Below are 25,111 nucleotides of genomic sequence, written 5' to 3'. Positions count from 1 at the left end.
CGTCAACGACATACCGGCGATGTGAGGCGATTGCGACGAAGCCGCCAGAAACACACACCGTCGCCTCCATACTCGGGTCATGAACATCACACTCCGGGCCGAGACCACGGAGGGCGGGGGCGCCGCGCTCGACCAGGTGCTCGGTTTGTCGCTCGCGGCGGCGGTGGTGACAGCCATTCTGCTCTGGATCGGATGGCAACACCGCCAGCGTCGCATCACCTGGTTGAACACCCTTGCCGAACGCCTGGGCCACCGGTTCAAACGTCCGCCCTGGGTTGCACTGCAGATCATGATGTTCACCGCGACGCTGATCTGCGCGCTGTTCGGCTTCATCTGGGACGTCAGCCTGCACATCGGCAACGGCCGAGATTCCGGTCCGCTGGCCAACCCCGCGCACTACTTCATCCTGGTCGGCCTGTTCATGCTCTTCATCGCAGGCGTGTCCGCGATGGTCCTGCCGTATGACAAGCCCGGTGCGTCCGCGGTGCGCATCACCCGCACCTGGTACGCCCCGGTCGGCGGCGTGCTGATGACCATCTGCGGCCTCTACGCGCTGATCGGTTTTCCGCTCGACGACATCTGGCACCGGATCTTCGGGCAGGACGTCACGCTGTGGGGCCCCACGCACCTGATGCTGATCGGCGGTGCGGGACTGTCGCTGATTGCGGTCCTCTTCCTCGAGTACGAGGGCCGCCGCGCTATGCGCGACGATCTCGGCGAGGAGGCGCCGCGCGACGGCAGGGGCATCACCTTCATGCGGTACCTGTCGTTCGGCGGCCTGGTCGTCGGGCTCTCGGTGTATCAGATCGAATACGACTTCGGCGTCGAGCAGTTCCGTCTGGTGCTGCAGCCCATGATGATCGCCGGCGCGGCCGCGCTGGCCCTGGTGGCGGCGCGGGTGGTGCTCGGTCCGGGCGCCGCGATCGCCGCCGCCCTGTTGTCGGTGCTGTTGCGCGGTGCCGTGGCCCTGGTGGTCGGTCCCGCGCTGGGGGCGCCGATCAACTGGTTCCCGCTGTACCTCGGGCCGGCGATCGTCGTCGAACTCCTCGCGCTCACCCCGCTGATCAAGCGCCGCATCGCGTTTGGCGCGGTGGCGGGCGCAGTGATCGGCACGGTGGGTCTGTGGCTCGAGTCATTCTGGATCGCCGCGGTCTACCACTACCCGTGGCCCATCAGCATGTGGCCGGAAGCTCTCGCGATGTCGATTCCGGTCGCGGTGTTCATGGGAATCTGCGGTGCGCTGCTGGCCAAGGTGTTGACCGGTGAACCGCTTCCGCGGCCCGCGATCGGCATCACCTGCGTGGTGCTGACCGTGCTGGCCATCGGAGGCGCGGTGGCCAATGGCCTGCGCACCGAAGTGCCTGAGAATGCCTCTGCCGCCTTCACTTTGACTGAGCTGCCGGCCGAACCGGGTCAGCGGATGGTGTCCGCCGACGTGCGGATCACGCCGCCCGACCTGATCGGGGATGACCCGGAGTGGGTCACGATCCTGTCCTGGCAGGGCGGTCTGGAGAACAACCGCGGCCTGGTGATCGACAAGCTCGAACGCGTGGGAGACGGTCTCTACCGTTCGACGCAGCCCATCCCGGTGTGGGGAACATGGAAGACCCTGCTGCGCGTACAGGATGGGGCGACCATGGCCGGGGTTCCGATCTTCCTGCCGGCCGACCCAGGGATCGGCGCAGAGGGGATGCCTGCCGAATCCGCCTTCAGTCGCGACTTCGTACCGGAGGTCACGATCCTGCAGCGTGAACGCAATTTCGACCATCCGTCGTGGCTGTTCAGCGTTGCCTCCCTGGTGGTGCTGGCGTGCACCCTGGCGCTGATCGCCGCGCTGAGTTGGGGTGCGGGGCGCATCAACCGCGGTGATCCCACCCCGGCCAGCCTGAAGTCACCACGACCCGAGGTGTTGCCGCGAACGTGACGATCCTGGCTGACCACACACTGCTGCTGGCGCTGCCGGCGCTGGCGCCGGCCGTGGTCGTCGTCGGCGTGGTGCTGTTCATCGCGCTGCGCGACCGGCGCTCCGGCCCCGACTCCGATCAGAAGCCCGGCCTCGACGAAAGCGACGAGAGCTCATGGTGATTCGCCTCGCGGCGGGTGCGCTGTGCGCCGTGATGTTGGCCGCGTGCGGTACCGAGGCGGCGACCCCTCCGACCGGACCGGCACCGCCCGAAGCCTCGGCTGAACATTCGAAGGCGGCACTGCAGGTCACGATCAAGGGCGGCGCCGTCACGCCGGTCAACGAGCGCCTGTCGGCCACGGCGGGGGAGCCCATCACGCTGACGGTCGACAGTGACGCCGCCGACGAACTGCACGTGCATGCCGTGCCCGAGCGCACCTTCGACGTGGCCGTCGGCCCGGAACAGCACTTCGAGTTCACCGTGGAGGTGCCCGGGCGGGTGGAGGTCGAACTGCACCATCTGCATCGCACCGTGGCCGTCATCGACGTCCGCCCGTGACACTGCTGGCGCACGGACTCGGCGGATCCGCCGACCTCCCGATTCCGCTGACCTATGCCCTGATCGGTGCGGCTTGGGCATTGACCGCGACGTTTGTCGTGGTGGCGCTGGCCTGGCGCCGGCCGAAGTTCGATTCGGACGCACCCGGGCGACCCCTGCCTGCCGTCGTGGGCAGGGTCATCGACTCGCGTGTGGTGCGTTGGTCGGCAGCGCTGTTGGTACTGGCGTTCGCGGCATGGGTGGTGTGGGGCGCGCTGTTCGGCCCGCAGGACGACCGCAACGTGCTGCCCGGCACCTTCTACGTGCTGCTGTGGGTGGGCCTCGTCGCGGTCTCGGTGTTGACCGGTCCGGTGTGGCGGGTGATCTCACCGGTGCGCACGGCCTGGCGCCTGACCGGCGCCGACCGTCTCAGCGCGCGGCTGCCCTATCCACAGTCATGGGGCTACTTTCCGGCGGCGTTGGGCCTGTTCGCGTTCGTCTGGCTCGAACTCGCGAGCCCCGACCCCGGCTCGGTGCAGGCGATCAAGATCTGGCTGCTGGTCTACGTCCTCGTGATGTTCTGCGGCGCAGCGGGATTCGGTAGGACGTGGTTTGCTCGCGCCGATCCGTTCGAGGTGTACAGCATGGTGGCGTCGCGGTTGTCGCCGTTCCGGCGCAACCCCGCGGGAGCGCTCGTGGTGGGCAATCCGTTCGATCATCTGCTGTCGCTTCCGGTGCGCCCGGGCACCGTCACAGTGCTGGCCGTGCTGTTGGGATCGACCGCATTCGACAGCTTTTCGGCCACGCCCGCGTGGCGCGATTTCGTCGACGCCAGCCCCGGGTGGGCTGCGACGCTGGTGCCGACGCTGGGCCTCGCGGCGTTCATCGCGGTGGTCGCGGTGACGTTCTCCGTGGCGGCCCGCGCGACCGGTGGCGTCGACCGCGCGCAGCGTCGCGCGCTGCCCGGCCAACTCGCCCATTCGTTGATTCCGATCGTCATCGGATACGTGCTGGCGCACTACCTCACCTACCTGGTGGAACGCGGTCAGGCAGCGGTGATCCGGTTGGCCGATCCCCTTGGGCACGGCTGGAACCTGCTGGGTTTGGGGCACGCCGACGTGGTCTATGTGCTCTCTGCGCATCCCGCGGTGTTGGCCACAGTCAAGGTGGCCTGCGTGGTGGCCGGACACATGGCCGGGGTCCTGGCGGCCCACGACGCCGCACTGCGTGTGTTGCCCGAGGGGCATCAGCTCACGGGGCAGTTGGCCATGATGCTCGTGATGGTCGCTTACACGTTCACCGGCCTGTATCTGCTCTTCGGCGGGTAACGTGTGCACTTCGCCACCACCACGGAGGATCTGTCGATGCCGACCGCTCCGCTCGCCGCGGATCAGTTGCCCGAGGCGCTGGAACCGATCGTGCGGCGACGCATCGCGGGAGCCGAGCGGGCCGAGATCGTCGACTGGCGCATTCCGGCGGCGGGGCACTCCAACGAAACCTTCCTGTTCGACCTCGTCGGTGTCGACGGGCCGCACCCGACGCTGGGCCTGGTGTTCCGCCGGCCTCCCGAGCACCCGATGCTGCCGTGGTACGACCTGCGCAGGCAGTACCTGGTGATGCAGAGGCTCGCGCCGTCACCGATCCCGGTGCCCGCGGTGCGCTGGATCGACACGTCGGCCGAGGAGTTGGGCACGCCCTATTACCTGATGGATCGGGTGGACGGTGTGGTCGGGCTGACCGACATGCCGGCCTACCACTGCTCAGGCGCGTTCGCCGATGCCGACGAGGCCAGCCGGGCGGTGATGTGGAACGGCTGTGTCGATGTGATCGCCGACATCCACGCCATCGATCCCGACGAGTACGGACTGGGCTTTCTGCAGACCGACCGACTCGGGGTGCCGCCCACCGACCCCGTCGCGGGGATGGTCGGGTACCTGCGGTCGGGCCTGGACTGGGCCCGCGGTGATCGCCCCCTGCACCCGAGCCTGCGGCGCGGACTGAACTGGCTTGAGGCGCATCCCCTCACCCCGCTGCCGTGGGTCCTGTGCTGGGGTGACAGTCGGATGTCGAACCTTCTGTACCACCCCGACCACACCGTGGCCACGGTCCTGGACTGGGAGATCGCCCATGTCGGTGACCCCGCCTCGGACCTGGCCTGGATGTTGATGACGGACTGGATGCTCAGCCCACTCGATGACAACGCACCGGCAGCGGGCACCCCGACCCGGGACGAGACGCTGGACCGGTACCGCCAGCGCACCGGCAACGACCTCACCAACCTGATGTTCTACGAGGTCGCCGCGCCCCTGACGCTGGCGATAGGAATGTACAGACTCAACACCAGGTGGGGTTTGTCGGACTTCGACCTCGCCGACGTCTGCGCGCGGCGCATCGAGAGGATCCTGGACGGCGACTGACGCAGAAATGACCTCACCCGGCTTCCCGAAGGGGATGGCGCTCCTGGTTGCGGGCGCCTTCTTCATGGAGATCCTCGACGCGACCATCATCGCGCCCGCGATTCCGCTGATCGCCCAGTCGTTCGGCGTGGACGCCGTGTCGGTGAACATGGCCATCTCGGCCTATCTGGTCACCGTCGCGGTGCTCATCCCGGTCAGTGGATGGCTGGCCCGCCGGTTCGGCATCCGCCGCGTGTTCATTGCCGCGATCGCGATCTTCACCCTGGCCTCCCTCGGGTGCGCGGCCAGCACGTCGCTGCCGATGCTCGTCGCGATGCGCGTGCTGCAGGGCGTGGGCGGCGCGATGATGGTTCCGGTCGGCAGGCTCGCAGTGCTGCGTTACACGAGCAAGGCCGACCTGGTGCGGGCCATCGCACTGCTGACCTGGCCTGCGCTCGCCGCGCCCGTCGTGGCTCCCGCACTGGGCGGCGCGATCGCGACGCTGGGCTCGTGGCGCTGGATCTTCCTGATCAACCTGCCGATCGGCCTCGTGGGATTCCTGTTGGCGCTCAAGCTGATCCGCGGTGGTGCCGAAGTGTCCGTGAAACCGCTGGACTGGCGCGGCACGGTGCTGCTGGGCACCGGTATCGCCTCACTGCTGCTGGCGCTGGAGAGCATCCGGATCAGCGGCACCGACTGGTGGCATGTCGGCGTGGGCGCGGTCGCGGCGGCCGTACTGCTGGGCGCTGCGCTGTGGCACCTGCTGCGCACCGCGGCGCCACTGGTGCAGGTGCGTGTGCTGCGCGTGCGGACTCTACGGATCACCGTGACGGCCGGATCGCTGTATCGGCTCGTGATCACCGCGGTGCCGTTCCTGCTGCCACTGCAGTTCCAACTGGAGTTCGGCTGGTCCCCGTTTGCGGCCGGCCTGATGGTGACCGCACTGTTCGTGGGCAACATCACGATCAAACCCGCGACTACGCCGCTGATGCGGCGCTTCGGCATTCGACGCGTGCTCGTGGTCAACGGTCTGGCGTCGGTGGGGACCTTCGTGCTGCTGGCCCTGCTGCAGCCTCAGCTCCACGTCGCGGTCATCGCGGTGATCCTGTTCCTGAGCGGGATGTTGCGGTCGATCGGGTTCACGGCCTACAACAGTCTCGCGTTCTCCGACGTCGACGGTGACGACCTGACCCACGCCAACACCCTCAACGCCTCGGTGCAGGAGTTGGCGGCCGGTCTCGGCGTCGCGCTGGCGGCGTTGGTGGTCAGCCTGCTGACGTCGTACTCGCTGACGTACCTGGTGCTGGGCGCCCTGATGGCGGTGACGCTGGTGGAGTCCATCCGCCTGCCGCGCAACGCGGGCAGCCGCGTCAGCGGCTGATCGCTCCTAGAGTGGGTGGTATGGCCAGGAGCTACGCGAGTGCGAACCGAGTGGACCGCGACGAGCTGCTCGACTTCGTCAGACCCCGGCATCGCATGGTGCTCACCACGTTTCGCTCCGACGGTGCACTGCAGAGTTCGCCGGTCACCGGCGGGGTGGACGGCGCGGGCCGCTTGGTGATCGCGAGTTATCCGCAGCGTGCGAAGAGCGTCAACGTGCGGCGTCACGGGCGCGCGTCAGTGGTGGTGCTCTCCGACGAGTTCAACGGGCCCTACGTGCAGATCGACGGACCCGCCGAGGTGATCGACCTGCCCGAGGCTGTCGAACCGCTGGTCGAGTACTTCCGGGTGGTGGCGGGTGAGCATTCGGACTGGGACGAATATCGCAGGGCCATGGTCGAACAGGGCAAGTGCCTGATCAGGGTGACCCCGCAGGTGTGGGGTCCCGTCGCCACCGGTGGATTCCCACCACCCCGGGAGTAGCCGTGCGGTTCGCGCATCTGCCCCTTCATCAGCGCGACGGCGTCACGTGTGGGCCATCGGTGGCGATCGTCGCCGCGGCACTGCTCGACGACGGCTACGCCGAAGGACTGGGGCGACCCGGGTGGTTCGCCGCTGAGCAGGCCAGACTGCACCGAAACCTCAATCGGTGGTGGCCACGCATGCTCGGCACGACACCACTCGGCATGGTGCGTGCACTGCCGGGCCACACGTACCGGTGGCGGTGCCGCCGGTTGCGTGACGATCCGCTGCTCGACGTCCGCGAGGCTGTCCTGCTCGGCTATCCGGTGCCGATGCTGGTGGGCCGGTTCATCCCTCGGCACTGGGTGCTGCTGACGGAATGGCGCGCGGGTGGATTCGCCTGCTGGGAACCGTCATCCGGTGCCACCCGCGTCGTCCCGGCCGCCGACATCCGGCACGGTCGGCTGCGCGGGGTCGGATTCCCTCGCGCCTTCGGATTTGTGCTGCCGACCCGAATGTCGGCTCAGCGCAACTGATCCGCGATCGCGTCGAACGCGGCGATCGTCGGGACCAGCTTGGCGGGCTCCTCGGGCAGTGGCCAACTCGACAACTTGGCCGCCACCATGTCCGCGGCCCGATTGATGTAGATCATCTGCCCGTGGATACCCAGGCACAACAGGACCTCACCGCCGGGTCGCGGCGACCAGAACTGGTTGCGATACATCCCGCCCGGCATCCGATTGACGGCCACCGCGGGCTCGAAGGCCGCCCGAGAGTCGGGCCCTCCGACCAGGGTGTCGGTCACCCACGCGGGCGAGACCACCTGCGCGCCCGTCAGCGACACCCCGTCGCGCGCATAGACCCAGCCGAACCGGACAAGGTCACGCAGGGATGCGTTGATGCCGCCGTCGAACATGCCGGTGCCTGCCCCGTCGACGCCGATGACCGCATCCTGCTGTGCCCCGATCCGGCTCCACAACAGCCGAGACATCAACTGCGGCATGGGCTCACCGGCGGCCGCCTCGCACACCCAGCCCAGCACGTCGGTCTCACAGGAGCGATACCTGAACGGTCCGCCGTGTGGAACCTCCTGCTGCAGGGTCACCAGGAAGTCGTACATCGTCGTGGGCAGGTCGGGCACGGTCCTCGGCGCCCAGTCGATGGCCTGCTCGATCAGACGCACCTCGGCCATCGGATCCAGGTAGTCCTCGGAGAACCTGATCCCGGAGCGCATGTCGAGGATGTGTCGCACGGTGGCGCCCGCATACCCGGACTGTGCGAGGGGCGGTACGTAGCGGGTCAATTCGGCCTCGACGTCGAGCAGTCCCGCATCGGCCAACGCGCCGGCCACGGTGCCCACCAGTGACTTGCTCACCGACATCAAGAGATGCACGGTCTGTGCGGTCATGTCACCGAAGTAACGCTCCTCGAGCACCTTTCCGTGGTGCGTGACGATCCACCCGTCGGTGTCGGTTGAGGCCATCACGTCGGCCACCGTGCGCTCGGTGCCCGGCACGGGGTCCTGGAGCGTGATGGAGCTGAGTTCCGCAGGTGCGGAGGGCAATTCGGCTACCGGGCCGTCCCCGTGGCAGATGTTCGCGGTCGGCAGGACCTCGGCGAGGTTCTGAAAGGCCCAGCGCAGCTGCGGCGCTGACTGCCAGTTCGCCAGCGTCACCTCGGGTGCGGCGCTGTCGGTCACGTGTTCTCCTCCGGTCAGCGGCTGATCAGGCCCGTGCAGGCGTGCACCGCGGCCTCGGTGATCCCGCGGATCTCCTCACCGTCCTCCATGGTGTGCGCGGTCAGTTCGCGCAACCCGCCGAGCAGGATGAGGGCGGTCTGACGGGACACGGTCGGCAGTCCTGCGGCCCGGAACCCCGGACCCGACGTGATGTCGATCAGCAGATCGATGAATCGGCCCATTCCGCGGCGCTGTACGGGTCGCGCGGCCTGGCCCAGTGCCGGAAATTCGCGAATCCAGGCCAGTGTGATCGCGGGATGCGCCTCGATGGCCGCGACGTAGGCGTCGATGGCCTGCTCGATCTGGGTGTGCCAGTCGGCCTCGGGGTCGACGGCGGCGCGGATGGCCGCGATGGTGCGGATGTTGTCGTCGTCGAGCAGTTCGAGCAGGCAGTCGTCCTTGCTGGCGAAGTGCGCGTAGAAAGTGCGCTTGGAGGTCTTGGCGTGGCGGACGATGTCGGCGACGGTGGTGTCGCGGTAGTCGCGTTCGTTGATCGAGGCGACCAGACCGCCAAAGAGGCGCGCGCGGAACGGGTCCGCCTCCGAGGTGATGACCCCCGGAACTGGGGCGTCCGAGACCGATGTCATTCCCCACCTCTCCGCCGATTCTCGCCAACCCTTGCGGCACCTCGGTACCACCCGGTACCGTACCTCGAAATCGCATCGGTACGCATCGGTACCACGAACCGCCCCGGGAGGCGTCGGCATGAGCGAAACCACCATCGACAAGGTTGCCGATGATGCAGTGGGCACCGCATTTCTGCCACCGAGCCCTCGCCGCCTGCCAACCGTGCTGCAGGGCCTGGGGTACGCACTGTTCCGGCGGCAGACGATCGGTGCGTTGACCAAGCGCTACGGCGAGGCCTTCACCCTCAAGGTGCCGGTGTTCGGCCATATGGTGGTGGTCACCGACCCCGCGCTGGCCAAGCAGGTGTTCGCCGCCAGTCCGGAGGACCTCGGCAACATCCAGCCCAATCTCAGTCGTGTCTTCGGGCCGGGATCGGTGTTCGCGCTCGACGGCGTCGAGCACCGGCGGCGCCGCAAGCTCCTCACGCCGCCGTTTCACGGTAAGGCGATGAAGAACTACGAGAAGATCGTCGAAGAGGAGACCCTGCGCGAATCGGCGTCCTGGCCGCAGGGGCGCGAGTTCGAAACGCTCGAACCGATGATGCGCATCACCTTGAACGTGATCCTGCGCGGGATCTTCGGCGCCGACGGAGCGGAGTTGGAGAAGCTGCGTGAGGTGATTCCGCCGTGGGTCACGCTCGGTTCACGTCTGGCCGTGCTGCCCACGCCGACGCGCACCTACGGGCGCTGGACGCCTTGGGGAAGGTTCGCCGAGTACCGGCGCCAGTACAACCTCGCAATCGACTCCCTGATCGAGGTGGCCAGGGCCGACCCCCATCTCGATGAGCGCACCGACGTGTTGGCGCTGCTGTTGCGCAGCACGTACGAGGACGGTACGCCCATGTCGCGCAGCGAGATCGGTGACGAACTGTTGACGCTGCTGGCGGCCGGGCATGAGACGACGGCATCGACGTTGGCGTGGGCCTTCGAGCGCATCTCACGTCACCCCGACGTGCTGGCCACGCTGGTGGCCGAAGCGGACACCGACGGAGGCGAGTACCGCGCCGCCACGATCCTGGAGGTGCAGCGCAACCGCACGGTCATCGACTTCGCCGGCCGTCATGTCTACGCGCCGTACGTCGAATTGGGACAGTGGCGCATCCCGCGGGGCTACTCCGTGTCGGTGGCCATCGGTCAGGCGCACCTCAATCGCGACGAGTTCCCCAACCCTGAGCGTTTCGACCCGACCCGCTTCATCGGTGAACGGCCCAACGTGTTCGCCTGGATCCCGTTCGGTGGCGGCACTCGCCGCTGCGTCGGCGCCGCGTTCGCGAACATGGAGATGGACGTCGTGTTGCGAACAGTGTTGCGACACTTCACCATCGCCACCACCTCAGCGCCGCCGGAGAAGTGGCATTCGCGCGGTGTGGCGTTCACGCCGAAGAGGGGTGGGCGCGTCGGGATGCACCACAGGGGGCGCTGAAGAGGGCCCAAAGAGTGCACTGAATTACCCCGGCATGCCAGTATCGTCTGCGTGACTGATTCCGTGATCGATCTGATGAACTCTCGGATGGCGACGACCATCCCCGCCGCACACCAGATGGGCGTCCGGATCGCGGAGTCGCGCCGCGGCTTCGCGGCCGCGACCGTCCCCGCCGAGGGCAACGGCAACCACTTCGGCGTCGTGTACGGCGGCGTCGTGTTCACCGTGGCCGAGATCCTGGGCGGCATTCTCGCGCTGTCGAGCTTCGACGCCACTCGGTTCTTCCCGCTGGTCAAGCAGGTCGACATCAAGTTCGTCGGCATGGCGACCACCGACCTGCGGGCCGAGGCGAGCCTGGACGAGGACACCATCGTGGCCGTGCAGGCCGAGGCGGACGCCAAGGGGAAGGCCGACTACATCGTCGAGGCCGTGGTGACCGACGCGGGTGGCAATGTGGTGGCCAAGACGCACGGTCAGTATCAGATTCGCACGCACCCCAGCTGATATAGACGGCGAGCGTGAACCGCAGTTCACGCTCGCCGCTGTGCGTTTCGTGTCAGACCGTTTCGCGCTTGGGCAGCTTCCAGCCCGGACGCGGGAAATGACAGGTGTATCCGTTGGGGTAGTGCACCAGATAGTCCTGGTGCTCGGGTTCGGCCTCCCAGAAGTCGACGGCCGGGGTCACCTCGGTGACCACCTTGCCGGGCCACAGGCCCGAGGCGTCCACGTCGGCGATGGTGTCCAGCGCGACCTGCTTCTGGTCCTCGTCGACGTAGAAGATGGCCGACCGGTAGCTGGTGCCGACGTCGTTGCCTTGGCGGTCCTTGGTGCTCGGATCGTGGATCTGGAAGAAGAACTCCAGGATGTCGCGGAAGCTGGTCTGCGCGGGATCGAAGACGATCTCGACGGCCTCGGCGTGGCCCGGGTGATTGCGATAGGTCGGATGGTCGTTGCGCCCGCCGGTGTATCCGACGCGCGTCGAGACGATCCCGGGCTGCCTGCGGATCAGGTCCTGCATGCCCCAGAAGCAGCCGCCGGCCAGGATCGCGGTCTGGGTGTTGCTCACTTGTCGTCCTCCTTGGTGCCGTGCTCGGTGTTCTGGGTGAAGAGTGCTGCGTACTCGCCGTACCCCTGGGCTTCCAGGTCCTCGGCACCGATGAACCTCAGCGAAGCCGAGTTGATGCAGTAGCGCAACCCTCCCGCCTCGCGGGGGCCGTCGTTGAACACATGCCCGAGGTGGCTGTCTCCGTGTGCGGAACGCACCTCGGTCCGGATCATCAGATGGCTGAAGTCACGCTTCTCGATGATGTTCTCCGCGGCCACCGGTCTGGTGAAACTGGGCCAACCGCAGCCGCTGTCGAACTTGTCGAGCGAGGTGAACAGCGGCTCACCCGACACGATGTCGACGTAGATGCCGGGTTCGTGGTGGTCCCAGTACTCGCCGGTGAACGGTCGCTCGGTGCCGCTCTGCTGCGTGACGTGGTACTGCTCGGGCGACAAAGCCTCGAGGGCTGCGGGATCCTTGGTGTAGGCCATGCGTCCTTCCTTGATGCGGTGCTTGTATAACCGCGCGCAGGCCTCGAATAGTTCCGCGATCAGGGCCTCGACAAACCGCGATAGAACGTGTTCTAGTTCTGGTGTGACGGCCACGGTTTTCACCAGAGATGAGCTCGCCGCTGCCTTTCAGACCTTCGAGCAGGACGTGGCGGAGGCGGCCCGCACGCAGGACTGGGACGCGTGGGTGGAGCACTACACCGACGATGTGCTCTACATCGAGCACGCCGCGGGCACCATGCGCGGCCGCGACGAGGTGCGCACCTGGATCCGCCGCACGATGTCGGTCTTCCCGGGCAGCTACATGACGGCGTTCCCGTCGCTGTGGACCGTGTACGACGAGGCGACGGGCCGGGTGATCTGCGAACTCGACAACCCCATGCGCGACCCTGGCGACGGCACGATCATCAGCGCCACCAACATCTCGATCGTCACCTATGCGGGCGACGGTAAGTGGTCCCGGCAGGAGGACGTCTACAACCCCCTGCGCTTCGTCGCGGCGGCGTCCAAATGGTGTCGGAAGGCCCAGGAACTCGGCACGCTCGACGACGAGGCCGCGGCTTGGTACGAGAAGTTCGGAGCGCGCCGATGAGCACCACCGCGCTCGTGATCGGTGGCAACGGCTACCTCGGCTCGCATGTCACACGGCAACTGGTGCAGGCCGGCGAGGACGTGCGGGTGACCGTGCGCGCCACCGCCAACACCGTGGCCATCGACGACCTGGACGTGACGCGGTTCGTCGGCGACATCTTCGACACCGACACCATCCGCGCGGCCATGGCCGACTGCGACGTCGTCTACTACTGCGTGGTCGACACGCGGGCCTGGCTGCGTGATCCGTCGCCGCTGTTCCGCACCAACGTCGAAGGCCTGCGCGGGGTACTCGACATCGCCGCCGAGTTCGCGGCCGCGGGCACGCTCAAGAAGTTCGTGTTCACCAGCAGTTACTCGACCGTGGGCCGCAAGCGCGGCCGGGTGGCCACCGAGAACGACATCATCGATCCGAAAGGCCTGACCGCGTACGTGCGTTCGCGTGTGCAGGCCGAGGACCTGGTGCTGCGGTATGCCCGCGAACGTGGCCTGCCCGCGGTGGCCATGTGCGTCTCGACGACCTATGGCCGGGGCGACTACGGCATGACGCCGCACGGGGCGCTGATCGCAGGCACGGTGTTCGGCAAGCTGCCGTTCATCCTCGACAGCATCGAACTCGAGGCCGTCGGCGTCGAGGACGCCGCCCACGCGATGATCCTGGCCGCCGAACGCGGCCGCGGCGGTGAGCGGTACCTGATCTCGGAACGGATGATCAGCAACCGCGAGGTCGTCACCCTTGCGGCCGACGAGGCCGGCGTCGCTCCGCCGAAGCGGTCCATCCCCGTGCCGGTGCTGTACGCGATGGCCGCGGTCGGGTCGATCCGGGCACGCCTGAAGCGCACCGACGAACACCTGACGTTGCCGTCGGTGCGCCTGATGCGGGCCGAGGCCCCCGTGGACTGCACGAAGGCCCGGACCGAACTCGGCTGGCAGCCACGTCCGGTCGAGGAGTCCATTCGTGAGGCGGCCCGATTCTGGGCCGAGATGCGTGCCGCGCGGCGAAAGGCCAAGGGCGTACCGTCGAACCAGTGAGCGGACGCATCTCCGTCGACCTCACCGGACCCCAGCAGACCATGCTGGCGACGCTGTACGCCAAGGCGCTGGACGCCGACGCGGCCGAGTCGGTGCTGGGCGACTCCTTCGCCCGCGACGCCGTCGCCAGGATCGACTACGACTGGAAGCGGACCACGATCACGGCCCGCCAGGCGCCCGGCGTGGCCGCCCGGTCCAAACATTTCGACACCTGGACGCGGCAGTTCCTGGCCGTCCACGACCGAGCGACGGTGCTGCACCTGGGCTGCGGCTTGGACAGTCGCGTGTTCCGCATCGATCCCGGTGCAGGCGTCGAATGGTTCGACGTCGACCACCCCGACGTCATCGCGCTGCGCGAACGCGTCCACCCTCAGCGCGATCACGTCCGGACCATCGGCACGTCCGTCACTGACCTCGCGTGGCTCGACCGGATTCCCACCGAGGCGCCGACGCTGGTCCTCGCGGAGGGCCTGACCATGTACCTGACCCGGACCGACGGGGTGGCGCTGCTGCGTGGCGTCGTCAATCGGTTCGACTCCGGTGAGGTGCAGTTCGACGCGTTCAACCCGCTGGGCATCCGTCTGCAGTGGACCAACGCCGTGGTCCGCCGGTCGGGCAGCACGCTGCACTGGGGGATCAGCGGCCAAGAGGAGATCCTCGCCGCGGTGCCGGGCCTGCGGGCGCTGTGGGTCGGTTCGGTGTTCGAATCCGAGGAGCTCAAGCAGATCGGCGGGCTGTACCGGTGGCTGTGCGTGACATGTGCCGCAGTGCCCGGCCTGCGGGGCGTCGCGCAGTACCACCGCTACGGGTTCTAAGGTCATCCGATGCCGACGATCAATGGCCGAGTGTCCCACTGGTTCTCGCAGCTGCCGAATCCGCGGAGCCCCCTGCCCGGGGACACCGATGCCGACGTGTGCATCGTCGGGGCCGGGTACACCGGCCTGTGGACCGCGTACTACCTCAAGCAGGCCGCACCGGACCTGCGGATCACGGTCCTCGAAGAGCGGTTCGCCGGCTTCGGCGCCTCGGGCCGCAACGGAGGCTGGCTCTCGGGTCTGGCGCCGGGCCACCGTGGACTGCTGGCCGCCGCCCACGGCCATGACGCCGTCATCGCTTGGCAGCACCTGCTCAACGGCGCCGTCGACGAGGTCATCGACGTCGCTCAGCGTGAGGGCGTCGACGCCGACATCGTCAAGGGCGGATCGCTGGAGATCGCGCGGAACCAACCGCAGGCGCAGCGGTTGCGCGCCGAGGTCGAGGCCGACCGCGACTGGGGAAACACCGACACGGTCCTGCTCACGCCGGAGGAGGCGCGGCAGCGCGTCTCGATCGACGATGTGGTCGCGGCAAGCTGGACGCCGCACTGCGCGCGGATCCAGCCCGCCAAGCTCGCCCAGGGGTTGGCCGACGTGGTGGAGCGAATGGGGGTCACGCTCTATGAGCAGACCAGGGTCACCGACGTCTCTGCCGGCCGCGCCACCACCGAGCACGGCGTGGTGCGGGCGCCCGTGGTACTGCGCGCGACAGAGGGCTTCACCCCGAATCTGCCCGGGCTCAAACGCCGTTGGCTGCCGATGAGCTCGGCGATGATCGCCACCGAACCGCTCGACGCGACGGTGTGGGACGCGATCGGGTGGGAAGGCCGAGAAGCGTTGGGCGACACCGCACATGGGTTCTTCTACGCCCAGCGCACGGCCGATGACCGCATTGCGATCGGTGGCCGCGCGATGCCCTATCGGTATGCGTCGCGCCTCGATCGCGACGGTGAGGTGAGTGCGGCGACCATTTCGTACCTGACCGGGGTGCTCAACTCGCTGCTGCCGCAGACCCGCGGCGCCGAGATCGCCCATGGCTGGTGCGGCGTGCTCGCGGTGCCGCGGGACTGGACGGCCGGGGTGGACTTCGACGCCACCACGGGCCTTGGGTGGGCCGGCGGCTACGTCGGCCACGGCGTCACCGCGACGAACCTGGCCGGGCGCACGCTCGCGGACCTGGTGCTGAAGCGGGACACCGAACTGGTCCGCATGCCGTGGGTCGCCCATCGGTCACGAACCTGGGAACCCGAACCGCTGCGCTGGCTCGGGGTCCGGGGGATGTATCAGGCGTACAAGGTGGCTGACGCGCATGAAGCGCGCGGGCGCGCGACCACATCCCCCATCGCGGTCGTGGCGGATCGGATCGCCCGCCGCCCCTAGGCGCGGTGGCACGTTCTGTCATCGTTTCGCTGCAGCCATCGGTTCGTCCGTGCGATCGGTGGCTGCAGCGGTCTGTGTGGGCTCCTCGGGCCGGTTCGGTGCCCGGCGCCGACGAGCGCTCTGTTCGGGCTGTCAACGCCGCGGCAATCCCGGGGACCCGATGGCGGGTCCCGCGTGCATCCACCTGAAACTGTAGCGATCCCGTGGCGCGAGACCTGGGGTGTCGCGATCATCGCGCACGATAATAAATAACATGTTGCAGTGCTACGGTTTTAACCGTAGCATTTGCCACTGGTTGTTCCCGGGTGCGAAAGGTGGTGGGTCATGCGGTCAGCGGTCTCGCCGGCACTGCGTATCCGGGCCTGGTCGGGTTACGGTCCAGACGCTGCGCGTAACTCTCGCCCACGTGTCGTCGGCTCTGCCACTAGGCTGGCTAATCGATTGCTCTGCGAGCACCACGGCGCTAGGGGGTTCAGTGGCTCAGCAGGTGACACGGGAGCTGCTGTTCTGTCCGTGCTGGGTCGGCGGTGGGGCAGCGGCATGACCTTTGGTGGACAGCAGCACGATCCGTTCGGCGGCGATCCGTTCGGAACTCCGGGTGGGCCGCCGGTGACCCAGAGTGGGTTCGGCATGCCGGTGGGGTCCGGCGGGTATCCGCCGTATCCGCCCCCACCGCAGCCTGCGCCGCAGGGTGAGGTCAACACGCTGGCGACGTTGTCGGTGGTGTTCGCCATCCTGTCCGCGCCCGTTGGGGCGGTCCTCGGGCACATCGCACTGTCTCAGGTGAAGCGCACGGGCCAGCGTGGCCGGGAGCGCGCTCTGGTCGGGGTGACGCTGTCGTATCTCGTGATCGTGCTCGCGGTGGTGGCGCTGATTCTGTGGCTGGTGCTCGGGGGCGACGCGGACCCGGAACCGGCCACGGTGACCCCGACGCCCACCACGACATCGGCCGTGCCGCCCACGACTCGCACCACCGTCGTGACCCCGCCGCCCATGGCGAGGCCGACGGTGCTCGTCGAGGATCTTCGGATCGGCGACTGCGTCGAGGTCGTCCAGGAGCGGCCCAAACCCGGCGAGCCGGGAGTCAATCTGATCAAGATCTACCGCACCCCCTGCCAGATCCGCGACGGGGTTCTGCGGGTTGATCTGACGGCGAGCTACGAGGGTGCCTGCCCCGGGTACGCACTGCGCAATCTCGAGAAGACCGTCTTCGCCTGCGTATCGGACTTCCGCGGATGACGGCGGCGGGCGCAGTTTCGCGAAGAGTCTGGGCCGCAACGGTTTCGGGAAGGTGGTCCGATGTATCCCGGGGGTGATCCCTTCCAGCGGCAGTCGCCCGACCCGTTCGGCGCACCGTCTGGACCCGTGCACTCGACGCAGTACGGCGGCGGGTTCGGGTATCCGACGCCGCCCGGGCCGCAGGCGCCCGCTCCGCAGAGGCCGCCGCTCAACACGTTTGCGGTGCTGTCGCCGGTGCTGGCCGTCGTGCTGCCGCCCGCGGGCGTTGTGCTGGGCCACCTCGCGCTGCCCCAGATCAAGCGCACCGGGGAAAGGGGCAGGCCCGCCGCCATCGCGGGCCTGATCATCGGCTACCTCATGTGCGTCGCGCTGATCGCCGCACTCATCTGGTGGCTGACCACCGATGACGAGTCGGGGTCGAGCGCGGCCGCGACCACGCCGGCGATGATCAGGGCCGGCACCACGCCGCCGCGTCCGACGACGATCACCCAGACGGCCGACCCCACAGCTCCGCCGCGCGTCAAGGTCGACCACGCCACCGTGCCGATCGGCACGTGCGTCGAGGTTCAGCGGCGCAGCACCGAATCCGACGACGCCCTTGACCTATTCGAAGTGGACTGCCAACGGCGGGATGGCGTCTACACCGTCACGCAGCGGGTCGCCGACAGCGGGCAGTGCGGCACCGTGTACGCCGCGGCTTCCCCGAACCGCGCTGTGGCCGTCTGCTTGGACCCCTACCAATGACCACACGAGATCCCCGACAGCGGCGCCATCGCGCGCCCATGACGAGGTGGGCATGAGCCAGAACCCCTTCGACTTCAGCGACTTCGGTCCGGCCCGTCAACCGGGCGGCACACCGCCGCCGGCCTTCGGCGGCGCCCCCGCACCGCATCAGGGGCCGCCCGCGGCCAGCGGTGGCTTCGACCCGTGGGCAAACCAGCCTCCGTCCGCGCAGTCGCCTGCGCGGCCCAACCCCGAGAGTGCGTTTGGGGATCCGGGCGCCTTCGGGCAGTCGGGCGGGCAGCAGGACGTGTTCGGGCTGCCGGGGTCGGGCGTTGCGGCGGGTGGGGCGCTGACGACGTCGGGCCCGCCGATGATCTGGTTCGTCATCGCGCTGGGCCTGGCGATCGCGGGGTTCGTCATCGCGCTCGCCGGCGCCCTGGCCGGCGGTCTTCTCGCCACGGCACTTGTCGGCTGGCTGCTGGCCGGGCCCGTGGCGATCGGAGCCCTGGCCACCTACACCCGGATCGACACGCGCAGGCGTACCGAGACCATCTACTCGGCTCCCGCCTGGGCCGCGAACCTGTACTGGGCCGTGCTCGCGGTGTGCCTGGTCGGAATTGCGTTGGGTGCGTGGCAGATCGCGTTGTGGGCGGGCAGGCTGTGATGACTCGACTCACGACCCTGAGTGCGCGCGTGACTGTGGGATTCCTGGTCGCCACGCTGATGCTGGCCGGGTTCACGGCCACCGCGAACGCCGCGAACACCGGCGGTGCCAACCGGTTCGGCGCGTGCCTGGCGTCGGCGAAGGCCGGCGATCTCCTACTGCTGTTCGACGAGTCGAGCAGCCTGCAGCAGTCCGACCCGGAGGCGGCGCGCGTGGCCGCGGCCACACCGCTGCTGCAGACCCTGGGCCGCTACGCCGACCGGGTCGGCGCCAAGCTCGACGTCGCGGTCGCGGGTTTCGCCGACACCTACACGCCCGAGAAGGACTGGACCCGTCTGACCGAGAGCAGCGCCGACGGCACCGCGGCGGCACTGTCCGACATCGCGTCGAAGAACACCGGCATCGACACCGACTACTGGCTCGCACTCGACGGCGCGAGGCAGGCACTGGCGGGACGCGGCGCCGACCGCTGCCAGGCCATCGCCTGGTTCTCCGACGGCAAGATCGACTTCACCCCGCGCCTGGGGTCCAAGCCCTACGCCGACGGAATCGACCTCAACGATCCCGCGAACGTTGAGCAGATCCGCCAGCGCGCCGTCGAATCCATCTGCCGGCCCGGCGGTCTGGCCGACCAGGTGCGGTCGTCGAACATCGTGATGCTCGGAATCGGGCTGGGCGCCAACAGCTCTCCCGCCGACTTCGATGTGATGTCGGCAATCAGCACAGGCAAGGGGCTCAACGGCAAGGAGTGCGGCGAGATCACCGATCCGGTACCCGGCGACTTCTATCCCGTGGCCAACATCGACGACATGCTGTTCGCGTTCGACTCGCTCAACCCCGACCCGGGCGTGAACAAGCAGGGTCCGGTGTGCCAGTTGCAGGTGTGCCCGGAGGCTCGGCACAACTTCGTTCTGGACCGCTCGATCAAGTCCGTCAACATCCTCGGATCCGGCGGAATGCCCGGCGTGGTCCCGTATCTGGTGGCACCCGGCGGCGAGATGCTGGAACTGCCGAAGAAGGACGGCAAGTCCGACGCCGAGATCGCTGGCATCGCGGTGCACTACGAGTGGCAGTCCGAATCCGCTCAGACCATCTCGATCGTCAACTCGGGCACGCCGGGCTGGGCCGGGCAGTGGGCGATCGTCTACGTCGACACCACCGGCGAGCACGCCGATGCGGTGTCGCGGGTCAACATCCACATCACCACCGACATCTTCCCGGCGCTGTCGAACGCCAAGGACGTGTCGTGGCGCAGCGGTCAGGTGGTCGAGGATCTCTCGTTCGGCCTGGTCGACGGTAAGGATGCCGTGGTGTCGGCCGCGGACCTCGCCGGCACCGCCACGCTCACGGCCACGCTCGTGCCTGACGGTGGGGAACCCATCGACCTCGTCGACGCCGCGGCCAAGGAGGATTTGGGCAAGCCCGTCTCCGCGGACCTCAGCGGCGTCGAACCGGGGCGCGGCGTGCTCAAGATGTCGCTGGTCATCACGACCGCGCCGGCACTCGATCCGCAGGGCGGCCAGATCGCCCCCGGCACCGAGTTGTCGCCGCAGGACGTCGAGGTGCCGGTGCAGATCCTGCCCAAGCTGGGCCTGCCCACGCCTGGGGAGCGCATCGACTTCGGCACCGTGCAGGCCGCACAGGGTGCCACGGCGACGCTGGGCATCACCGGGCCCGGATGCGTCTGGATCGCCGACGCCGACGCCGTGAAGGTCAACGCCAGCCCCGACGACATCGGGACGCCCCGCGTGACGGCGCAGGCCACTTCGCCCGAGACGTGCCTGAAGGTGCAGTCCGGTGAGACCGGTGAGCTGATGGTCACGTTGCGCACCGACCGCGACGGTCACGGTGGTCTCAACGGCACAGTGCCCGTGCACGTCGCCGCGCTGGACAACCCCGATGACTCGCAGGTCGTCGAGGTGCCGTTCGTCGCCTCGCTGATCAAGCCGCTCAACACCACCAACTTCGTGCTGGTGCTCATCGCGGCCCTGCTGCTGGGCCCGGGCATCCCGCTGGCGCTGCTGTACGCGTCCAAGTGGTGGGTGTCCAAGATCCCGGACACCCCACTGCTCGCCGAGCGCATCCCGGTCCAGGTCCGCGGTGACGAGGTGTTGCGCGACGGGGAACCGTTCGCGATGCGCGACAAGGACCTCATCCAACCGGTGCCGGGGCTGACCGGCGGGGGAGTCCGACGACTTGAGGTGCTGGGCGTGGTGCTCAACGCCGTCACGGGACGCAGTCCCTTCGGGGCCGGCCACGTGACAGTCGACGCGGACGGCCGGCTCAGCGTGGGCTCGGAACTGCCCGGCAGCGATCCGTCCGGCCTGCTCGCCGTGCTGCCGCTCGCGGTGCACAACAAGTGGGTGGTGCTGCACGATCCGCAGGGGCCCGCCGACCAGGCCGAGGTTCTGCTGCTCGTCAGCGGCAACACCGACACCGCGGCGCGCGAACAGCTTTACGAGAAGATCGCCGGCAGGCTGCCCGACCTGCTCAACGGGTTGCGGATGCGGGCGATGCACGCCGGCCTCGCGATGCCTGCCGAGGCCGCCGCCCAGGTCGCCTCGCCGTTCGGTGGCGACGCAGGCGGTGCCGGGGCACCCCCTGGATTCGACCCGTTCGGCGGCGCGCCGATGCCGCCTTCGGCTCCCGCCGGTGCCGCCGCGCCGGCGCCCGGACCGTCGGGCCCGCCCAGCGGTGACCCGTTCGGCGCCGCGGATCCGTTCGGCGGGGGCTTCGGCTCGCCTCCGAGCGCCGCGCCCGGCCCTCCGCCGCCCGCGCCGCCTGCGCCGTCGCGACCGGTGCACCCATACGACGCACCGACCCCGCCGCCACGCGGTCCGGATCCCTACGAGAGCACCCAGCCCGCTCCGGCGGGCTACCGGCCCGGCGGCGTACCGCGCGCGCCTCGGCCCGAACCCCGGGTGCCACAGGGACCTTCGCGTTCACAGGCACCTCCGCAGGCACCTGAGCAGGGGCCGCCCCCACAGGGGCCACCCCCACCGAGACCCCCGCAGGGCCCACCACAGGGTCCGCCCCCGCAGCGGCCACAGCCGCCGAAACACGAACCCTTCGACCCCTTTAGGGAAGGAAGCTGATGCGTCGATTCTTGGTAGTGGGATGTGGCGGTTCCGGCGGCGCGACGTTGTCGTTCATGATGGACCAGCTGCGCTCGGAACTGCACGCCGCCGGAATCGATAAGCTCCTGCCCGGCTGGCAGTTCGTTCACATCGACGTGCCCAGCGCGGCCGAGTCCGGGCCCGAAGGCCTGGCCAACGTCCCGGCCCAGGGGGGAAGCTACATCGGCTGCGGTCCGCAGGGCAGCAGCTACTCGATCCTCGATGGCGCACTGTCGCAACGACTGGTCGCCGAGAACAGCCTCGACACGATCGCGACATGGGCCCCGCGCAATCCGCAGGAGGTCACCAACCCCATCTCCGCGGGTGCGGGACAGTACCGCGCGATCGGCCGCATGATCACCCTGTCGAAGGCCAGCGAGATCCACGCGCGCCTGCAGTCCGCGTGGGACGCGCTGTTCCGTGTCGAGACGATCTCGGCGATGGCGTCGGCGGATGTGCCCGGCATGGGCCGGTTCGATCCCAACGAGCCCCCGTTGGTCCTCGTGGTGTCCTCGATGGCCGGCGGCGCGGGTGCGTCGATGGCGCTCGACATCTGCCGACTTCTGACCCTGGTCACAGGTCTCGATCCCAAGCTCATGGGCGTGTTCATGGTGACCCCGGACATCTTCGAGTCGCTGCCCGAAAGCGCCCGAATCGGTGTGCGCGCCAACGCATTGGCGATGCTCGGTGAGATCGTCGCGAGCCAGTCCGGCGCCGCGCGCGAGCATGATGTGCGCCTCCTGCGGGCGTTGGGTCAGCAGCACGGCGAGGGGGAGCCCATCCCGTTCGCCCGCGTCTTCCCCGTCGGTCGCTACATCGGCGCCGACCGCACACAGTTCGGCGACGGCTCGCAGTACGCGGTCTACCGCGGCCTGGCCCGCGGACTGGCGGCCCTGATGATGAGCGGGCGGGCCAGCGACCAGTTCGTGTCCTACGACCTGGGTAACACGGCCTCCCCCGAAGGTGACCGCGACCTGCTCGGCTGGGGCATCGCGACATGGGATGTGTTGCCCTGGGGCACATACGGCTTCTCGAGCCTGTCGATGGGACGCGATCGCTACGCCGAGTACGCTGCGCAGCGCCTGGCCCGAAGTGCCGTCGACAAGCTGCTCTTCGGGCACATGCAACCCGGCAATCCGGCGTCGAGCACCGAACAACTCGATTCGCTGCTGTCGAGTCAGTGGACGGCACACTGCACCGAGTTGAGGCTGCCCGCGTCGGTGAGTGACGAGCAGACGCGAGTCGGCATCCTGGGCAACTGGATCGGCGCGGGCGCGTTCCCGCCCGAGGCTGTGAATGCCACCGTCAACGGCCTGATTGACCGGCAGCTTCGTGGCTACCTGCCCAACCCGCAGGGTATGAACGCCGAGCAGTGGACGCCGATCTTCCGGCAGGCGCTGCACAATCGGCGCGGCGAGTTGGCCCGGGCGTGCGCCGAGGCGGCCTATGCGATGGCCTATGCGTGGCACAACGAGTTCGCCGATCGCCTCGAGCGGATGGTCGGCGTGGCGGTCGCCAACCTCGGCCTGCCGTACGCGCGGGAACTCGTCGACAAGCTGCGGCGCTACATCGACGACGCCTTGGCGCCCGGCATCGCGCAGTTGGGCAGTATGGGGCCGCCCGACATCGTCGCCGTCCCGCCTCAGGTGGACGCCGCGCTGCGCTCGCTGCACGGCGTGATGACCAACGCCGACCAGGTGCTGGGGACCGCGCTCGACGGCTTCCGGGCCAGTGTGCGTCGCCAACTGTTCGCCGACGCCGCCGCCCGGATCGCAGACATCATGCGGGTGATGGGGCCCGAACTGCTTGCGCCGCTGCGGGAGTCGCTCGGTGAGGCGATGATCCTGCTGGAGAAGGCCCGCGCCGACCCGCCGTCGGACGTCGGCCTGGCGCGCCTGTCGACGGATCAGTACTCGGCCTGGCCCGCCGACGCGGACGAACTGGTCCCGCCGCGCTTCGCCGAAGCCAACAACGAAGTGCTGCTGATCAGTTCGGCGGCGTTCAAGGCCCGGTACGAGACCGATCTGCCGAAGGCCGTCGCGGGCGCCAACGCCATGATCCCGTTGCGCGGCGCGATCGACGAGGCCGCCGCCAGCGTCATCCTCGGCCTGTGGCGGACCAGCGGAGGCTACTCGGCCCCCGGCGGCCTGATCACCCGGACGGCGACGTGGGTGACCCGCGCCCTGGGTACCGACCCGGAGACGGGGCGGGCCAGGGTGCCGTCGATGGCACAGTTTGACGTCCACACCCGAACTCATGAACTGCTGCGCCGCGCGAGGCTTTACGTCGAGCGTCCGGGTGAGGCCTTCGAGGAGTTCTGCAAGGTTTCGCTGCGCGACTTCGTGGCGGGCGTGGGTGCCTCGGAGTCCGAACTGGCCAACCGGCGACGCGACATCGCCACCAAGTTCGCCGAGGCCCTGTCGTTGGCGAGACCTCTGGCCAGCGTGAATGACCAGGCGCTGCAGCGCGTGCACCCGGGCAAGCAGGTCGAGTACCGCTACAAGTTCTCCGATGTGCCGTTCCTGGGCCAACCCGTCGCCGAGGCGCTGGCCGAGGTGCTGCGCGCCAACCCGCGCATCGACCAGGCCAGTCGGGACAACTACGACCGGTCGCTGTCTGACGAGGACAACGTCACGCGGGTGGACATCTTCGGCTCCTACCCGAACTACTCGCCGCTGGCATTCGACTCGGTGCTCAAGCCCGCCGCCCAGCAGTGGTCCCAGATCGCGGGCCCGGGCCGAAAGGGGTTCTGGCGCTGGCGCCGGTCCCGGCCACTGTCGGCGTCGCTGCCGATGACCGACGACGAACGCCGGGTCATGACCGCGGGCTGGTTCCTGGGACAGCTCCTGGGCCGGATCCAGATCCCGGCCTCGCCCTACGCCGAACCCGTGCGCATCTTCGACGGCGAGACCTCGACGTGGGTGGACTTCCCGAACCCGCTGCTGACCCCGCCCTCGGACTTCCTGGCGCCCTACGACTGGCTTCCCGCGGTGCTGGAGAGCATCCTGCTGGCCATCGCGCAGTCGCATGAGCCGCCGGTCATGCGCTCGCTGCGGCCCTACAGCGTGCTGCGTGCCCTGTACGACTCGCACACGCAGGATCCCGCCAGCGGCATTGTCGAACTGTCGGCCGCGGGCCTGCTGCGGGACTTCCTGCAGTCGGGCAGCACCGCGCCCGGCGTGACGTCCCGCGTCGGTCCGGTGGCCGCCGCCGAAACGGCCGACGAGCGGCACGAGGCCGCGCAGACGTGGCTGGCCACGATTCGGGACGTCGCGGCGCAGTACCTGCCCGCTGGCGCACCCGGCGCGGCCCCCGAGGGTGCGTTCACGACGGTCGGCACGCGGTCCAAGGCCGCCAAGACGCCGATCTTCCGTGACCTCGGGCCCGACGTGTACTGGGCGACCGACACGCTGATCAAGCTGCTGGACCGGGAGTCGGCCGCGCTGGCGGCCGGCGTCAGCAGTGCGGGCGCGGCCGCTCTGGTGGACGACGGCAGCCCGGTGGTGATTCCGGAGGGCGGGACGTTTTGAC

Annotated in this window: 23 protein-coding genes; 19 read left to right on the top strand and 4 right to left on the bottom strand. The window is 68.7% G+C overall.

The features are described 5' to 3' along the window. Nucleotides 1-79 precede the first annotated feature (79 nt). From G6N34_RS23030 to G6N34_RS23000, 8 genes are read left to right on the top strand one after another with little or no spacing between them, the layout of a single operon-like run. Nucleotides 80-1,924, top strand: a complete 1,845-nt coding sequence (locus G6N34_RS23030; RefSeq protein ID WP_085151398.1) for a hypothetical protein — start codon at nucleotides 80-82, stop codon at nucleotides 1,922-1,924. Further along, complete coding sequence (locus G6N34_RS27650) at nucleotides 1,921-2,085, top strand: hypothetical protein (RefSeq protein WP_165763649.1); 165 nt, start codon at nucleotides 1,921-1,923, stop codon at nucleotides 2,083-2,085. Before G6N34_RS23030 ends, G6N34_RS27650 begins: the two co-directional genes overlap by 4 nt. Next, nucleotides 2,079-2,462 (top strand): hypothetical protein, encoded by a 384-nt coding sequence (locus tag G6N34_RS23025; RefSeq protein WP_085151397.1) that lies wholly within the window; start codon nucleotides 2,079-2,081, stop codon nucleotides 2,460-2,462. Before G6N34_RS27650 ends, G6N34_RS23025 begins: the two co-directional genes overlap by 7 nt. Continuing rightward, entirely contained in the window at nucleotides 2,459-3,769 is a 1,311-nt protein-coding gene (locus G6N34_RS23020) for a hypothetical protein (protein WP_085151396.1), read from the top strand. Before G6N34_RS23025 ends, G6N34_RS23020 begins: the two co-directional genes overlap by 4 nt. 36 nt (nucleotides 3,770-3,805) lie before the next feature. Next, nucleotides 3,806-4,858 carry a phosphotransferase family protein gene (locus G6N34_RS23015; RefSeq protein WP_085151451.1) on the top strand — a complete coding sequence of 351 codons (1,053 nt, stop codon included), beginning with the start codon at nucleotides 3,806-3,808 and terminating at the stop codon, nucleotides 4,856-4,858. 34 nt (nucleotides 4,859-4,892) lie between these two features. Further along, nucleotides 4,893-6,218 carry an MFS transporter gene (locus tag G6N34_RS23010; RefSeq protein ID WP_085151395.1) on the top strand — a complete coding sequence of 442 codons (1,326 nt, stop codon included), beginning with the start codon at nucleotides 4,893-4,895 and terminating at the stop codon, nucleotides 6,216-6,218. Between the two features lie 20 nt (nucleotides 6,219-6,238). Further along, the gene (locus G6N34_RS23005) at nucleotides 6,239-6,700 is read left to right on the top strand and encodes a PPOX class F420-dependent oxidoreductase (RefSeq protein WP_085151394.1); all 462 of its coding nucleotides are present in this window, start codon (nucleotides 6,239-6,241) and stop codon (nucleotides 6,698-6,700) included. A gap of 2 nt (nucleotides 6,701-6,702) precedes the next feature. Further along, nucleotides 6,703-7,215, top strand: a complete 513-nt coding sequence (locus G6N34_RS23000) for a hypothetical protein (protein ID WP_085151393.1) — start codon at nucleotides 6,703-6,705, stop codon at nucleotides 7,213-7,215. On the opposite strand, the gene G6N34_RS22995 is transcribed toward G6N34_RS23000, so the two are convergent. Both G6N34_RS22995 and G6N34_RS22990 read right to left on the bottom strand, forming a co-directional pair. After that, nucleotides 7,203-8,378 carry a serine hydrolase domain-containing protein gene (locus G6N34_RS22995; RefSeq protein WP_197746695.1) on the bottom strand — a complete coding sequence of 392 codons (1,176 nt, stop codon included), beginning with the start codon at nucleotides 8,376-8,378 and terminating at the stop codon, nucleotides 7,203-7,205. The two genes, G6N34_RS23000 and G6N34_RS22995, sit on opposite strands and share 13 nt — an antisense overlap. 14 nt (nucleotides 8,379-8,392) lie before the next feature. Further along, on the bottom strand, nucleotides 8,393-9,004 hold the full coding sequence (locus G6N34_RS22990) for a TetR/AcrR family transcriptional regulator (protein ID WP_085151392.1): 612 nt from the start codon (nucleotides 9,002-9,004) through the stop codon (nucleotides 8,393-8,395). 118 nt (nucleotides 9,005-9,122) lie between these two features. On the opposite strand from G6N34_RS22990, the gene G6N34_RS22985 reads away from it, so the two are divergent. Both G6N34_RS22985 and G6N34_RS22980 read left to right on the top strand, forming a co-directional pair. Beyond that, nucleotides 9,123-10,466 carry a cytochrome P450 gene (locus G6N34_RS22985; RefSeq protein ID WP_085151391.1) on the top strand — a complete coding sequence of 448 codons (1,344 nt, stop codon included), beginning with the start codon at nucleotides 9,123-9,125 and terminating at the stop codon, nucleotides 10,464-10,466. 51 nt (nucleotides 10,467-10,517) lie between these two features. Continuing rightward, on the top strand, nucleotides 10,518-10,970 hold the full coding sequence (locus G6N34_RS22980; RefSeq protein ID WP_234812848.1) for a PaaI family thioesterase: 453 nt from the start codon (nucleotides 10,518-10,520) through the stop codon (nucleotides 10,968-10,970). Nucleotides 10,971-11,022: 52 nt separating this feature from the next. On the opposite strand, the gene msrA is transcribed toward G6N34_RS22980, so the two are convergent. Together msrA and msrB are read right to left on the bottom strand one after the other, a co-directional pair. Beyond that, complete coding sequence (gene msrA / locus G6N34_RS22975; RefSeq protein ID WP_276061110.1) at nucleotides 11,023-11,484, bottom strand: peptide-methionine (S)-S-oxide reductase MsrA; 462 nt, start codon at nucleotides 11,482-11,484, stop codon at nucleotides 11,023-11,025. A gap of 44 nt (nucleotides 11,485-11,528) precedes the next feature. Then, nucleotides 11,529-12,002 carry a peptide-methionine (R)-S-oxide reductase MsrB gene (msrB, locus tag G6N34_RS22970; RefSeq protein WP_085151389.1) on the bottom strand — a complete coding sequence of 158 codons (474 nt, stop codon included), beginning with the start codon at nucleotides 12,000-12,002 and terminating at the stop codon, nucleotides 11,529-11,531. Between the two features lie 103 nt (nucleotides 12,003-12,105). Between msrB and G6N34_RS22965 the strand changes: the two genes are divergently transcribed. From G6N34_RS22965 to G6N34_RS22925, 9 genes are all read left to right on the top strand, one after another. Continuing rightward, nucleotides 12,106-12,612, top strand: a complete 507-nt coding sequence (locus G6N34_RS22965; protein ID WP_234812847.1) for a nuclear transport factor 2 family protein — start codon at nucleotides 12,106-12,108, stop codon at nucleotides 12,610-12,612. Next, nucleotides 12,609-13,643, top strand: a complete 1,035-nt coding sequence (locus G6N34_RS22960; protein WP_085151387.1) for an NAD-dependent epimerase/dehydratase family protein — start codon at nucleotides 12,609-12,611, stop codon at nucleotides 13,641-13,643. The genes G6N34_RS22965 and G6N34_RS22960 overlap by 4 nt, the downstream gene beginning before the upstream one ends. An 8-nt stretch (nucleotides 13,644-13,651) precedes the next feature. Beyond that, entirely contained in the window at nucleotides 13,652-14,458 is an 807-nt protein-coding gene (locus G6N34_RS22955) for a class I SAM-dependent methyltransferase (protein ID WP_109788445.1), read from the top strand. 9 nt (nucleotides 14,459-14,467) lie between these two features. Further along, a complete protein-coding gene (locus tag G6N34_RS22950; RefSeq protein ID WP_085151386.1) occupies nucleotides 14,468-15,838 on the top strand; it encodes an NAD(P)/FAD-dependent oxidoreductase in 1,371 nt (456 codons plus the stop codon). Nucleotides 15,839-16,378: 540 nt separating this feature from the next. Further along, a complete protein-coding gene (locus tag G6N34_RS28525) occupies nucleotides 16,379-17,077 on the top strand; it encodes a DUF4190 domain-containing protein (protein ID WP_234812846.1) in 699 nt (232 codons plus the stop codon). 60 nt (nucleotides 17,078-17,137) lie between these two features. Next, nucleotides 17,138-17,821, top strand: coding sequence for a DUF4190 domain-containing protein (locus tag G6N34_RS27805; protein WP_085151385.1), 684 nt, complete (start codon nucleotides 17,138-17,140; stop codon nucleotides 17,819-17,821). Nucleotides 17,822-17,873: 52 nt separating this feature from the next. Further along, nucleotides 17,874-18,464, top strand: a complete 591-nt coding sequence (locus tag G6N34_RS22935; RefSeq protein ID WP_133057749.1) for a hypothetical protein — start codon at nucleotides 17,874-17,876, stop codon at nucleotides 18,462-18,464. Beyond that, entirely contained in the window at nucleotides 18,464-21,559 is a 3,096-nt protein-coding gene (locus G6N34_RS22930; protein WP_179965793.1) for a vWA domain-containing protein, read from the top strand. The genes G6N34_RS22935 and G6N34_RS22930 overlap by 1 nt, the downstream gene beginning before the upstream one ends. Next, nucleotides 21,559-25,110: a tubulin-like doman-containing protein gene (locus G6N34_RS22925; RefSeq protein WP_085151383.1), complete on the top strand. Its 3,552-nt coding sequence runs from the start codon at nucleotides 21,559-21,561 to the stop codon at nucleotides 25,108-25,110. The genes G6N34_RS22930 and G6N34_RS22925 overlap by 1 nt, the downstream gene beginning before the upstream one ends. The last annotated feature ends 1 nt before the right edge of the window (nucleotide 25,111 follow it).

The sequence above is a fragment of the Mycolicibacterium confluentis genome, from assembly GCF_010729895.1.
In the GTDB taxonomy this organism is placed as follows: domain Bacteria; phylum Actinomycetota; class Actinomycetes; order Mycobacteriales; family Mycobacteriaceae; genus Mycobacterium; species Mycobacterium confluentis.
Note: the sequence above shows the minus strand (reverse complement) of the source record. Positions and strands in the feature narration are given on the sequence as shown.